General features: G+C 64.2%; 15 protein-coding genes and 1 tRNA gene. 15 read left to right on the forward strand and 1 reads right to left on the reverse strand.

What is annotated here, in order from left to right:
- The first annotated feature begins 232 nt into the window (after window positions 1–232).
- The 14 genes from iscR (at window position 233) to I3K84_RS03390 (ending at window position 10,094) form a co-directional block, all read left to right on the forward strand.
- Complete coding sequence (gene iscR / locus I3K84_RS03325; RefSeq protein WP_011805376.1) at window positions 233–769, forward strand: Fe-S cluster assembly transcriptional regulator IscR; 537 nt, start codon at window positions 233–235, stop codon at window positions 767–769.
- Between the two features lie 104 nt (window positions 770–873).
- Window positions 874–2,094 carry an IscS subfamily cysteine desulfurase gene (locus I3K84_RS03330; RefSeq protein ID WP_015913190.1) on the forward strand — a complete coding sequence of 407 codons (1,221 nt, stop codon included), beginning with the start codon at window positions 874–876 and terminating at the stop codon, window positions 2,092–2,094.
- A gap of 37 nt (window positions 2,095–2,131) precedes the next feature.
- A complete protein-coding gene (gene iscU / locus I3K84_RS03335) occupies window positions 2,132–2,533 on the forward strand; it encodes a Fe-S cluster assembly scaffold IscU (RefSeq protein ID WP_011805374.1) in 402 nt (133 codons plus the stop codon).
- A 5-nt stretch (window positions 2,534–2,538) separates the two neighbouring features.
- Window positions 2,539–2,862: an iron-sulfur cluster assembly protein IscA gene (gene iscA, locus I3K84_RS03340; RefSeq protein WP_011805373.1), complete on the forward strand. Its 324-nt coding sequence runs from the start codon at window positions 2,539–2,541 to the stop codon at window positions 2,860–2,862.
- Window positions 2,863–2,930: 68 nt separating this feature from the next.
- Window positions 2,931–3,449 carry a Fe-S protein assembly co-chaperone HscB gene (gene hscB / locus I3K84_RS03345; RefSeq protein ID WP_047350340.1) on the forward strand — a complete coding sequence of 173 codons (519 nt, stop codon included), beginning with the start codon at window positions 2,931–2,933 and terminating at the stop codon, window positions 3,447–3,449.
- 66 nt (window positions 3,450–3,515) lie between these two features.
- Window positions 3,516–5,384, forward strand: a complete 1,869-nt coding sequence (hscA, locus tag I3K84_RS03350) for a Fe-S protein assembly chaperone HscA (protein WP_196995511.1) — start codon at window positions 3,516–3,518, stop codon at window positions 5,382–5,384.
- Between the two features lie 33 nt (window positions 5,385–5,417).
- Window positions 5,418–5,756 (forward strand): ISC system 2Fe-2S type ferredoxin, encoded by a 339-nt coding sequence (fdx, locus tag I3K84_RS03355; RefSeq protein ID WP_196995512.1) that lies wholly within the window; start codon window positions 5,418–5,420, stop codon window positions 5,754–5,756.
- Entirely contained in the window at window positions 5,756–6,469 is a 714-nt protein-coding gene (gene dnaQ / locus I3K84_RS03360; protein ID WP_011805369.1) for a DNA polymerase III subunit epsilon, read from the forward strand. Before fdx ends, dnaQ begins: the two co-directional genes overlap by 1 nt.
- 41 nt (window positions 6,470–6,510) lie before the next feature.
- A tRNA-Val gene (locus I3K84_RS03365) sits at window positions 6,511–6,585 on the forward strand.
- Between the two features lie 116 nt (window positions 6,586–6,701).
- A complete protein-coding gene (locus tag I3K84_RS03370; protein WP_196995513.1) occupies window positions 6,702–7,739 on the forward strand; it encodes a histone deacetylase family protein in 1,038 nt (345 codons plus the stop codon).
- Between the two features lie 17 nt (window positions 7,740–7,756).
- A complete protein-coding gene (locus I3K84_RS03375; protein WP_196995514.1) occupies window positions 7,757–8,872 on the forward strand; it encodes an NAD(P)/FAD-dependent oxidoreductase in 1,116 nt (371 codons plus the stop codon).
- A gap of 130 nt (window positions 8,873–9,002) precedes the next feature.
- A complete protein-coding gene (locus I3K84_RS03380) occupies window positions 9,003–9,311 on the forward strand; it encodes a DUF883 domain-containing protein (protein WP_015913196.1) in 309 nt (102 codons plus the stop codon).
- Window positions 9,312–9,378: 67 nt separating this feature from the next.
- On the forward strand, window positions 9,379–9,774 hold the full coding sequence (locus I3K84_RS03385; protein WP_015913197.1) for a phage holin family protein: 396 nt from the start codon (window positions 9,379–9,381) through the stop codon (window positions 9,772–9,774).
- Window positions 9,771–10,094, forward strand: coding sequence for a hypothetical protein (locus tag I3K84_RS03390; protein ID WP_196995515.1), 324 nt, complete (start codon window positions 9,771–9,773; stop codon window positions 10,092–10,094). The genes I3K84_RS03385 and I3K84_RS03390 overlap by 4 nt, the downstream gene beginning before the upstream one ends.
- Window positions 10,095–10,151: 57 nt before the next feature.
- Here I3K84_RS03390 and I3K84_RS03395 read toward each other — a convergent pair whose 3' ends face one another.
- The gene (locus tag I3K84_RS03395) at window positions 10,152–11,207 is read right to left on the reverse strand and encodes a quinone-dependent dihydroorotate dehydrogenase (protein ID WP_103738707.1); all 1,056 of its coding nucleotides are present in this window, start codon (window positions 11,205–11,207) and stop codon (window positions 10,152–10,154) included.
- 35 nt (window positions 11,208–11,242) lie between these two features.
- Between I3K84_RS03395 and rpiA the strand changes: the two genes are divergently transcribed.
- Window positions 11,243–11,932, forward strand: coding sequence for a ribose-5-phosphate isomerase RpiA (gene rpiA / locus I3K84_RS03400; protein WP_172206776.1), 690 nt, complete (start codon window positions 11,243–11,245; stop codon window positions 11,930–11,932).
- The last annotated feature ends 20 nt before the right edge of the window (window positions 11,933–11,952 follow it).

Consider the following 11,952-nt stretch of genomic DNA (forward strand, 5'->3'; position numbering starts at 1 on the left):
GGCTTTGCGACCCTGCAGGAGAAAACGCGACTGTTTAGTCTAGTTACCCGACAAAATTAATAGGGATTTGTGCTATACTTGTCTCAAATACTCAAGAAAGAGCCCCACAACAAACAAGGGCCTTGGAGGCTGCAACCGTAGCGCTTCAGGGAAAGGGTGGAGACGGTGCCCGGTTGGCTATACGCATGCCGCGGCGTTTCTATAACGATCAAGCCTAGACAAGGAGCTTGCGATGCGTCTCACAACCAAAGGCCGTTTTGCGGTCACCGCCATGATCGATCTGGCCCTGCGCCAGAACAACGGGCCCGTCACCTTGGCGGCCATCAGCCAGCGCCAACAAATTTCGCTGTCCTATCTGGAACAATTGTTCGGAAAGCTGCGCCGCCACGAACTGGTGGAATCCACGCGCGGCCCTGGCGGCGGTTATACGCTCGCCCGCAAGGCGGGCGATATTACCGTGGCAGACATCATCGTCTCCGTGGACGAGCCCATTGATGCCACGCAGTGCGGTGGCAAGGAAAACTGCCTGGGCGAGGCGGGCCGTTGCATGACGCACGAGCTGTGGGCCTCTCTGAACCAGCGCATGGTGGAATTCCTGGATTCCGTCACGTTGCAGAAATTGGTGGACGACCAGCTCGCCAAGGGCGTGCAAATCGAAGACAAGCCGGTCACGCGCCGCGCGATCTCCACCACGCCGGTGGTCAAACCAATCCGTGTGAACGCACCCAATTCGGTGTTTGCCCTCGGCAACGCGTTCGCCAAATCTTGAGCTGCAGGCTGACCTGCGCCGGCCACGGGCTGCGCGCGGGGCGGGCTCGCCACGTCGACCCTATTGCTTTCTGATGCCAGCCAGAACCTTTCACTGAGCCAGCCATGGACATGACTCCGCATTTCCCTATCTATCTTGACTACGGCGCCACGACCCCCGTGGACGGCCGGGTCGTCGACGCGATGATTCCCTGGTTGCGCGAACACTTCGGCAACCCGGCGTCGCGCAGCCACGCCTGGGGCTGGGAGGCCGAAGAGGCCGTGGAGCAAGCCCGCGGCCATGTGGCCGATCTGATCGGCGCCGACCCGCGCGAGATCGTGTGGACCTCGGGCGCCACTGAATCCAACAACCTCGCCATCAAGGGCGCTGCCCATTTCTACCAAGGCAAGGGCAAGCATCTCATCACCGTGAAGACGGAGCACAAGGCCGTCCTTGACGTGATGCGTGAACTGGAGCGCCAAGGCTTTGAGGTGACCTACCTCGATGTGCAGGAGAACGGCCTGCTTGACATCGAGAAGTTCAAGGCCGCCATCCGCCCTGACACGATCCTGGCCAGTGTCATGTTCGTGAACAACGAAATCGGCGTGATCCAGGACATTCCCCAGCTGGGTGCACTTTGCCGCGAGAAGGGCATCATTTTTCATGTGGATGCCGCGCAGGCCACCGGCAAGGTCGAAATCGACCTGAACCAATTGCCCGTGGATTTGATGAGCCTGGCTTCGCACAAGACTTACGGACCCAAGGGCATCGGAGCCCTCTACGTGCGCCGCAAGCCGCGCGTGCGCCTGGAAGCGCAGATGCATGGTGGCGGCCACGAGCGCGGCATGCGTTCAGGGACGTTGCCCACCCACCAGATTGTGGGCATGGGCGAGGCTTTCCGCCTGGCCAAGCTGGAAATGGCCCAGGATTTGGGCAAGGTCCAAGCGCTGCAAAAGCGTCTGCTGGACGGTCTGAAGGATGTGGAGCAGGTCTTTATCAACGGCGACCTGGAGCGGCGCGTACCCCACAACCTGAACATGAGCTTCAACTTCGTGGAAGGCGAATCCCTGATCATGGGCATTAAGGGACTGGCGGTGTCTTCCGGGTCGGCTTGCACTTCGGCGAGCTTGGAACCCAGCTATGTGCTGCGCGCCCTGGGCCGCAGCGATGAGCTGGCACACAGCAGCCTGCGCATGACCATTGGCCGCTTCACGACGGAAGAAGAAATTGACTACGCGATCAGCACCATCCGGCACAACGTCGCCAAGCTGCGTGAGTTGAGCCCCCTCTGGGAGATGTACCAGGATGGGGTGGACCTGAGCACCATCCAATGGGCGGCTCACTGACCACACGCGGAACGACGGAATACAGGAGAAACACACCATGGCTTACTCGGACAAAGTGATTGACCATTACGAGAACCCCCGCAATGTGGGTTCCTTCGACAAGGGTGACGACTCGGTGGGCACCGGCATGGTCGGTGCGCCGGCTTGCGGCGACGTGATGAAGCTGCAGATCAAGGTGAACCCCGATACGGGCGTGATTGAGGATGCGCGCTTCAAGACCTACGGCTGCGGCTCCGCCATTGCGTCCTCGTCGCTGGTGACGGAATGGGTCAAGGGCAAGACGCTGGATGAGGCTGCCTCGCTCAAGAACAGCCAGATCGCCGAAGAGCTGGCGCTGCCGCCGGTGAAGATCCACTGCTCCATCCTGGCGGAAGACGCCATCAAGGCCGCCGTCAACGATTACAAGGCCAAGCACGGAGCGGCTGTCGAGGCCGCCTGAAGACCATGGCGATCACGCTGACCGAAGCTGCCGCGCGCCATGTGACGCGCTACCTCGCCCGGCGGGGAAAGGGTGTGGGCGTGCGCCTGGGTGTCAAGACCACCGGATGCTCAGGCCTGGCTTACAAGCTTGAATATGTCGATGAGCAGGCACCCGAAGACGTTGTGTTTGAAAATCACGGCGTCAAGGTGCTGATCGATCCCAAGAGCCTTGCTTATATCGACGGGACCGAGTTGGATTTTGTGCGCGAGGGCCTCAATGAAGGCTTTCGCTTCAATAACCCGAATGAGCGCGACCGCTGTGGTTGTGGAGAGAGCTTCCGCGTGTGAGCACGCCGTAGGCCGCTTATTGCACAGGACCGCCATCGCCCGCCGCGCTGGCGGTTTTTTTTATTGCCATGAACCTCCAATCCGACGATTTCGAACTTTTTGGCGTGCCACGCCGCTTTGCGCAGGACCGCGACGCTCTGGACGCGCGGTGGAAGGACCTGCAGCGCGAAGCCCATCCCGACCGGTTTGCGGCGCAGGGCGCCGCCGCCCAGCGTGTGGCGATGCAATGGTCGGTGCGCATCAACGAGGCATACCAACGCCTGAAGGACCCTTTGAAGCGGGCGGCTTACCTTTGCGAACTGGGCGGCTCGCCCATCCGCGCCGAGGACAACACCGCCATGCCCGCGGCCTTCCTGATGCAGCAGATGGAGTGGCGCGAAGCCCTGGATGAGGCCCGCAGTGCTGCGGAGCTTGACGCGCTGGACGACACCACTCATAAGGCGCGGCAAGTGGCGTTGGCCCGTTGTGCGGAACTGCTGGACCAGCAGCAGGACTATGCCGGCGCAGCCCGCGAGGTCAGAGCCCTCATGTTCATTGCGCGATTTGCGCACGACATCGATTTGCGCCGAGAGCAACTGGGACAATAGGCGCTTTATTCGGTCACTCCTGCCTGGGCAAGCGCTCGCGGGCCCCGGCTTTTCCACACTCATTTCATGGCGCTTCTGCAGATTTCTGAACCAGGGCAATCGCCCGATCCTCACCAGCGGCGCGTTGCCATCGGCATTGATCTGGGCACCACGCATTCGTTGGTGGCGGCGGTGCGCAACGGGGTCGCCGAGTGCTTGCCCGATGCGCAGGGCAGGGTGCTTTTGCCTTCCGTGGTTCGCTACCTGGGCGGGGGCGGGCGGCAGATCGGCTACGAGGCCGCTGCAGCGCAGATGCAGGACCCGGCCAACACGGTGTCGTCCGTCAAGCGATTCATGGGCCGGGGCCTGGGCGACATCACGGGGCGCGAGAAGCTGCCCTACGACTTCATTGCAGCGGCCGACAGTGGCGGAATGCTCTCGTTGTCCACCGCGGCAGGCGTGAAATCGCCGGTGGAAGTCAGTGCCGAGATCCTCGCCACGCTGCGCTACCGCGCCGAAGACAGCTTTGACAGTGACCTTTACGGCGCCGTGATCACGGTGCCCGCATATTTCGACGACGCGCAGCGCCAGGCGACCAAGGATGCCGCCCATCTCGCGGGTCTGAATCTGCTGCGCCTGATCAACGAGCCGACGGCCGCCGCGATTGCCTACGGGCTGGACAACGCAGCCGAAGGCGTCTATGCCGTGTACGACCTGGGCGGTGGCACGTTCGATATCTCCGTGTTGCGCCTGGCGCAAGGGGTGTTCGAAGTCATTGCCACCGGGGGGGACTCGGCCCTGGGTGGTGACGATTACGACGCGGCCCTGGCCGAGTGGGTGATGCAGCAGACAGGTGTTCGGGCGAGTACGCCCGAAGACAAGACGGCGGTGCGCTTGGCCGCGCGCGCCTGCAAGGAAGCGCTGACTGCTACTGATAATGTAGCTTTTACCGCAGATGTGGCGGGCGCTACAGTGCAATTTGATGTAAAGCGTGAAGATTTTGCGGCAGTGACAGCGGATCTCACCCAGCGCTCCCTGGCGGCGGTGCGCCGCACCCTGCGCGATGCGCAGATCGAGCGCGACGAGGTCAAGGGCGTGGTGCTGGTCGGCGGCTCCACGCGCATGCCGGTCGTGCGCGCCGCGGTGGCCGAATTCTTCGGCCGTGAACCGCTGACCAACCTCAACCCGGACGAAGTGGTCGCCATCGGCGCGGCCATCCAGGCCAACCAACTGGCCGGCAACGATGCGGCCGGCGATCTGCTGCTGCTGGACGTGATTCCGCTGTCGCTGGGCATCGAAACCATGGGTGGGCTGGTCGAACGCATCATCGGCCGCAACGAGACTATTCCCACGGCCAAGGCGCAGGACTTCACCACCTACAAAGACGGCCAAACCGCTCTTGCCATCCACGTGGTGCAGGGCGAGCGCGACCTGGTGCAGGACTGCCGCAGCCTAGCGCGCTTTGAGCTGCGGGGCATTCCCCCCATGGCAGCGGGCGCGGCGCGCATCCGCGTCACGTTCACGGTCGATGCAGATGGTCTGCTCAGCGTGGCTGCGCGCGAGCAGGCCAGCGGTGTGGAGGCGCGTATTGACGTCAAGCCATCCTACGGGCTCAGCGACGAGCAGATCGCGCGCATGCTGCAAGAGGGCTTTGCGACCGCGCAGCAGGACATGCAGACGCGCGCATTGGTTGAAGCCCGTGTGGATGCCGACCGCCTGCTGATCGCCACGCAGAGCGCACTGGACGTGGACGGCGATGTACTAACGACCGCGGAGCGCACGGCGATCGACGACCTGATGCATGCACTGCGCGCCACGCTGGAGACCAGCACCGACGCGGCGGCTGTCGAGGCCGCAGCGCAGGCCCTGGCCAAGGGCACCGAGGCATTTGCCGCGCAGCGCATGAACCGCGGTATCCGCCAAGCCCTGGCAGGCAAGAACGTCAGCGCCCTCTGAGCGCACAAACCTCATCCATTGATTCCAACACCCATGCCCGTCATCAAGATCCTGCCTCATCACGAATACTGTCCCGAGGGCGCGGAAATCACTGCGCCGACCGGCACCTCGATCTGCGAGGCATTGCTGGACAACGGCATCAAGATCGAGCACGCCTGCGATATGAGCTGCGCCTGCACGACCTGCCATGTGGTCGTGCGCAAAGGATTCGAATCGCTCAATGACGCGGAGGAGGAGGAGGAAGACCTGCTGGACCGCGCGTGGGGCCTGGAGCCGCAATCGCGCCTGTCCTGCCAGGCCATCCTGGCGCAGAGCGATGTGACGGTGGAGATTCCCAAGTACTCGATCAACCACGCCAAGGAGAACCACTGATGTCCCGGCAGATTGTTCTGGACACGGAGACCACCGGCCTGTCGGCGGAAGGGGGTGACCGCATCATCGAGCTGGGCTGCGTGGAACTCGTCAACCGCAAGCTCACCGGCAACAATCTGCATCTGTACCTGAACCCCGAGCGCGACAGCCATGAGGACGCGCTGAAGGTGCACGGCATCAGCAATGAATTCCTGCGCGACAAGCCCAAGTTTGCCGAGCGGGTGCAAGACATCCTGCAATATCTGCAGGGCGCGGAACTCATCATCCACAACGCGAGCTTCGACGTGGGCTTCCTGGACAAGGAGCTGGAACTGGTCGGCCTGGCGCCGCTGTCCGCGCATGTCGGGGGCGTGATCGACACCCTGGCCATGGCCAAGGAGATGTTCCCGGGCAAGCGCAACTCGCTGGACTCGCTGTGCGACCGGCTGGGCGTGGACAATTCCAGTCGTACGCTGCACGGCGCCTTGCTGGACGCGGAGTTGCTGGCGGATGTCTACATCAACATGACCCGCGGGCAGGATGCCCTGCTGATCATGGATGAGGCCACCGCCGGGGCAGGAGGCACCACCGTGGCCGCGGTAGATCTGAGCCGCATTGCACTGACGGTGCTGACCGCCAGTGCGCAGGAGCTTGCCGAGCATGAGGAAGTACTCGTGCAGATCGACAAGTCCAGCAGCGGTAAAACAATTTGGCGGACTTTGTCTGAGGCGTGAGAAAGCTATGCCATAATCGCGGGCTGTCGCAGCAACGACACGGGTGATTAGCTCAGCGGTAGAGCACTGCCTTCACACGGCAGGGGTCACATGTTCGATCCATGTATCACCCACCAATCCGAACCCCTTGCAGCCGGTATGGCCGCAAGGGGTTTTTTCTTGGCGCAGAGGTCGTGGGGGACTGCCGGCGTCGATGACAATCCGGCAGTCGCGATTGACTTGGCCGCCGTCGATGATCACCTTCCATAACCCGCTGCAACACACCCACGCTCCCGAGCACGAATTTTTCCGCGGCGAGCGTGTACCGTGTTTCGAGAACCCGACGCGAGCGGCCTATGTGGAAGCCGCTTTGACTGCGCGGGGTCATGTACTGCACCCTCCGGATGTGGATTGCGCTGAGATCCTGGCAAAGATCCATGCGCCGCGCTACCTGGCTTTTCTGGCTTCGGCGTGGCAGCAGTGGCTGTCGCTGGGTGAAGGGCAGGACCGTGTGCAGCCGTTTCCGTCGGTATGGCCGGTACGCACATTGCGCTCGGATGTAGAGCCCGACAATTTCATTGCCAAGCTGGGGCTGTACTCCATGGACAACGGCTCGCCGCTTGCAGCGGGCACCTGGACGGCAGCCAAAGCAGGCGCCGACGCGGCGGCCAGTGCCGCGGCGCGCCTGGCGGCTGGCGAGCGCGCCGCGTTCTGCAGCACACGCCCGCCGGGGCACCATGCAGGCCCCGATTTCATGGGCGGGTACTGCTTCTTGAACAACGCGGCCGTGGCGGCCCAATGGCTGCGCGACCACGGCGCAGCCCGTGTGGCCGTGTTGGACGTGGATTACCACCACGGCAATGGCACGCAGAGCATCTTCTATGACCGTGCGGACGTGCTCTTCGTCAGCATCCATGGCGATCCCCGCACCGAATACCCCTTCTATCTGGGACATGCCGATGAAACCGGCGCAGGCCTCGGTACGGGCGGCAACCTGAACCTGCCTCTGCCGGCCGGCACCGATGCTGCCACTTGGTTTGCGGCCCTGGAGCAGGCCTGCGCGCGCATCGCCGCTTTTGGAGCGGATGCCCTGGTGGTCTCGCTGGGACTGGATACCTATGAGGGCGATCCGATCTCGCGCTTTCGGCTGGCGACGACAGATTTTCTGCGGCTGGGTGCGCGGCTGCGTGGTGTGGGACTGCCCACTGTGCTGGTGCTGGAAGGCGGCTACGCAGCGGCGGAGCTGGGAACGAATGCGGTGAATGTGCTCGAGGGTTTCGAGCAGGCATGACAACGGAGGCATGAGCGATGAGTGAGATGGTCGATTGCGTCGTGGTGGGCGCGGGGGTGGTGGGGCTGGCGGTGGCGCGCGCATTGGCGCTGCAAGGGCGCGAGGTCTGGCTGCTGGAGGCGGCCAATGCCATTGGCACCGAGACGAGTTCGCGCAACAGCGAGGTGATCCACGCCGGCATCTATTACCCGCAGGGTTCGCTCAAGGCGCGCTTGTGCGTACAAGGCAAGGCCATGCTGTACGACTACTGCAGCGAGCGCGGCGTGCCTCACAGTCGCTGCGGCAAGCTCATCGTCGCCACGTCGACCGAACAGCAGAACGCGCTGACGGGCATCAGAGCGCGCGCGCAGGCCAATGGCGTGGATGATCTGCAATGGCTCTCGCGGGAGGAAGCACGTGCGCTGGAGCCCGAACTGGAATGTGTGGCAGCGTTGCTCTCGCCCAGTACCGGCATCGTGGACAGCCATGCCCTCATGCTGGCGTTGCTGGGCGACCTGGAGAACGCGGGTGGTGTTCTGGCATTGAATTCGCCTCTGGCCAAGGCCCATTGCACGTCACAAGCTATCCATTTGGAAGCAATGGATGGCACGTGCATCAGTGCGCGCACCGTGGTCAACGCGGCCGGTTTGCATGCGCCAGTCCTCGCGCGCCAGTTCGAGGGGTTGTCCGCGGTGCATGTACCGCAGGCGGCCTATGCCAAAGGCAACTATTTCACGTTGTCCGGCCGCGCACCCTTCAGCCATCTCATCTATCCCGTCCCGGAGGCGGCGGGGCTGGGCGTGCACCTGACGCTCGACCTGGGGGGGCAGGCCAAGTTCGGCCCCGACGTGCAATGGGTGGAAGGCCCCGAGGACCTGGTGGTGGATGCGAGCCGCTCCGAGGCCTTTTACGCCGAGGTGCGCAAGTACTGGCCTGGCCTGCGCGACGGCGCACTGGCGGCGGGCTACGCCGGCATACGCCCGAAGATCCACGGCCCCCATGAGCCCGCGGCGGACTTCCTGATCCAGGGGCCGCGCGATCACGGAGTCTCGGGGCTGGTCAACCTGTTTGGCATCGAATCACCTGGGTTGACCAGCGCGTTGGCAATCGGTGCGCACGTGGCCGGTCTGCTGCACCAAGACGCCGTGTCTTGATGCAACGCGGTCATTTTGTGATAGCGGCCATGCCCTGCGGCGCGAGCACTGGGCTAAGATGAGATACCCGCCTACATGGTTTGCCATGCACGGCGTATTACCGTTGTTTCCTGCTATGAAAGGCTCGCGTATGACCACCGTATCCGAAACCATTTCCTCCACCCAGGCAGAACTCGAAAAGCTGGTGGGCGACCTGCGCGGTCTGCTGGCCAGCAAGGATCTGGACGGTATCCCCGAGATCAAGCAACTGCGCCAGCGCCTGGATGACGGCATCCATTCGGTGCGCGATTCCGCCGTGCGTGCCGCTCAGGAGGCAGCCCTGCAGGCCAAAGATGCCGCGCGCGCCGCCGACCGTTATGCCCACGATGAGCCCTGGCGCGTTGCCGGCGCTGCGCTGGCCGTAGGGGCGCTGGTGGGCTTCATGCTGGCCCGCCGCTGACCGGTAGCGCAATGGCAGGGCGAATCGTCAACGCTGCGGCGCGCTCCAGCGCCTGGGAGGGGCTTGCATGAACTGGTTGTCCCTGCTCGGCCTGGAAGGCTGGGTTGCACGCTGGCGGGCCGCCATCATCGAAGGCGCGATCGCGGCGGAAGACCGTATCGAACTCGCACGGCTCGAATGGGCCGACCAGAAGCGCCGCATGGCCCAGCTGGTGGTGCTGCTGGTTCTCTTCGGGTGCGTGGCCGTGATCGCCCTGCTGCTGTTGTCACTGGCTGTGCTGGTCCAGTTCTGGGATTCACCGCAGCGCGTGCTGGTGGCATGGTTGCTGGCAGGCGGCTGGTTGCTGGCCTGGGTGGCAGTGGCGGTGGCCCTGGTGTCCATCGGCCGACAGGCGGGTAATGCCTTTGCCCTTACGCGGCGGGAGTTGCAGCAGGATTGGCGCACCATCAAGGAGCAGTTATGAGCCCCTCTTCCCTGGACTCTGGGCAGCCGGCGCGCGTGCCCACCCCGCAGCAGCAGAAGGTGCTGGACCGCATTCTGGTGCAGCGCGAGCGGCTGCGTGCTCGGCGCGCGGCCCTGCGCCAGGCGCGCGCCGTGGCCGCAGGCGCGGAAGTTCGGGTGGAACCCGATGCGCCGCTGGCGGCACGGCTGGTGGCGTTTGCGCGCCTGCATCCCGTTGCGGTGGCAGCGGTGGCGGGCGCTGCGGTGCTGGCGGGGCCTCAACGGCTGGTGCGCTGGGCCACCCTGGTGATGCCGCTGGTCATGCGCATGCGGCGCGGCTAAGGCCTTGTTCCACAGTCTCTATCAGGCCGCATCGCGGCCTTTTTTCTCGGTCCGTTTTTAACGCAGATCGCGGATCGCCTTGGCCGCACGGCCCACGAGGGCAGGGCCTTCATAGATCAGGCCGGTGTAGATCTGCACGACATCGGCGCCTGCGCGGATTTTGCTCACAGCATCTTCGGCGCTGAGAATGCCGCCCACACCGATGATCGGGAAAGCCGGGCCCAGCGCGGCACGCAACTGGCGGATCACGGCGTTGCTGGCTTCCAGCACGGGTGCACCGCTCAGGCCTCCAGTCTCGCCGGCATGGCGCAGGCCCTGCACGGCGTCCCGGCGGATGGTGGTGTTGGTGGCAACCACGCCATCCATGCCGTGGCGCTGAAGTGTGGTGGCAATCACGGCCACTTGGGCCTCGTCCAAATCCGGCGCAATTTTCACGAAGATGGGCACGCGGCGGCCCTGGGCGGCGGCGAGCTGTTCGCGGTGCTCGGCAATGGCGCCCAGCAGGCCGTCAAGCGCCGCATCGCTCTGCAGAGCGCGCAGGTTCTGCGTGTTGGGCGAACTGATATTCACCGTAACGTAGTCGGCATGCGGGTACACGCCCTCCAGGCAGGTGAGGTAGTCGCGCGTGGCGTCTTCGATGGGCGTGGTGGCGTTCTTGCCGATGTTCAGACCCAGCAGCAGTTTGCTCTGGCCGCGGCCCTGTGTGCGGACCTGCGAGCGCTGCACGTTGGCCACGAAGGCATCCAGCCCTTCATTGTTGAAGCCCAGGCGATTGATGAGCGCACGCGCCTCGGGCAGGCGGAACATGCGCGGCTTGGGGTTGCCGGGCTGCGCACGGGGCGTGACGGTGCCAACCTCCACGAAGCCGAAGCCCATGGCGGCCAGCGCGTCGATACAGCGGGCGTTCTTGTCGAGCCCCGCCGCGAGGCCCACGCGGTTGGGGAAGCGCAGGCCTGCCAGTTCGATGGGGTCGCTCACGGTTTCGTTGCACCAGGCCCATTGCAGCGGCGTGCGCTGGCCGCGCGCCAGCATGTCCATGGTGAGTTCGTGGGCGGCTTCGGCGTCCATGCCGAAGAGAAAGGAGCGGGCGAGGGCGTAGGGCAGCAGAGACATGGGGATAATTCAATGATCTTTCCGGATTTTCCCCCATGACTGCACCCACATCCCTTTCCCAAGACGAACTCAAGACCCTGGTCGGCCAAGCTGCACTGCAATATGTGGTGCCGGGCGAACTGCTGGGCGTGGGGACCGGCTCTACCGTCAACAAGTTCATTGACGCGCTGGCATCTATCAAGGACACCATCCGCGGCGCGGTTTCCAGCTCCGAAGCCAGCACGGCGCGGCTGAAGGCGCTGGGCATCCCCGTGCTGGACGCCAACGACGTGCGCTCGCTGTCGGTGTACATCGATGGCGCCGACGAGATCGACGGCAACGGCTACATGGTCAAGGGCGGAGGGGCGGCCCTCACGCGCGAGAAGATCGTCGCCGCGCTGGCACGGCGCTTTGTGTGCATAGCGGACGAGTCCAAGCTGGTGACCGTGCTGGGCGCGTTCCCGCTGCCGGTGGAGGTCATTCCGATGGCCGCCGCGTACATCGCGCGGCGCTTCGAGTCGCTGGGGGGGCAGGCGACGCTGCGTCTCAAGGATGGCCAACCGCTCGTGACCGACAACGGCCAACACATACTGGATGTGCGCGGCCTCACCATCAGCGATCCGCTGGCGTTCGAGACCGAGGTGAATCAATGGCCGGGGGTGGTGACGGTGGGCGTGTTTGCGCTGCAGAAGGCCAACGTCTGCCTGCTGGGCACGGCACAGGGCGTGCGTACGCTGTCCCTGTAAGACGGTGGACGGCAGTGGCG

This window comes from Diaphorobacter sp. JS3051 (assembly GCF_015832135.1).
Lineage (GTDB): Bacteria > Pseudomonadota > Gammaproteobacteria > Burkholderiales > Burkholderiaceae_C > Diaphorobacter > Diaphorobacter nitroreducens.

Coding starts and splice junctions, on each gene's coding strand:
- iscR (WP_011805376.1), top strand. CDS start 233: ATGCGTCTCACAACCAAAGGCCGTTTTGCGGTCACCGCCATGATCGAT.
- I3K84_RS03330 (WP_015913190.1), top strand. CDS start 874: ATGGACATGACTCCGCATTTCCCTATCTATCTTGACTACGGCGCCACG.
- iscU (WP_011805374.1), top strand. CDS start 2,132: ATGGCTTACTCGGACAAAGTGATTGACCATTACGAGAACCCCCGCAAT.
- iscA (WP_011805373.1), top strand. CDS start 2,539: ATGGCGATCACGCTGACCGAAGCTGCCGCGCGCCATGTGACGCGCTAC.
- hscB (WP_047350340.1), top strand. CDS start 2,931: ATGAACCTCCAATCCGACGATTTCGAACTTTTTGGCGTGCCACGCCGC.
- hscA (WP_196995511.1), top strand. CDS start 3,516: ATGGCGCTTCTGCAGATTTCTGAACCAGGGCAATCGCCCGATCCTCAC.
- fdx (WP_196995512.1), top strand. CDS start 5,418: ATGCCCGTCATCAAGATCCTGCCTCATCACGAATACTGTCCCGAGGGC.
- dnaQ (WP_011805369.1), top strand. CDS start 5,756: ATGTCCCGGCAGATTGTTCTGGACACGGAGACCACCGGCCTGTCGGCG.
- I3K84_RS03370 (WP_196995513.1), top strand. CDS start 6,702: ATGATCACCTTCCATAACCCGCTGCAACACACCCACGCTCCCGAGCAC.
- I3K84_RS03375 (WP_196995514.1), top strand. CDS start 7,757: ATGAGTGAGATGGTCGATTGCGTCGTGGTGGGCGCGGGGGTGGTGGGG.
- I3K84_RS03380 (WP_015913196.1), top strand. CDS start 9,003: ATGACCACCGTATCCGAAACCATTTCCTCCACCCAGGCAGAACTCGAA.
- I3K84_RS03385 (WP_015913197.1), top strand. CDS start 9,379: ATGAACTGGTTGTCCCTGCTCGGCCTGGAAGGCTGGGTTGCACGCTGG.
- I3K84_RS03390 (WP_196995515.1), top strand. CDS start 9,771: ATGAGCCCCTCTTCCCTGGACTCTGGGCAGCCGGCGCGCGTGCCCACC.
- I3K84_RS03395 (WP_103738707.1), bottom strand. CDS start 11,207: ATGTCTCTGCTGCCCTACGCCCTCGCCCGCTCCTTTCTCTTCGGCATG.
- rpiA (WP_172206776.1), top strand. CDS start 11,243: ATGACTGCACCCACATCCCTTTCCCAAGACGAACTCAAGACCCTGGTC.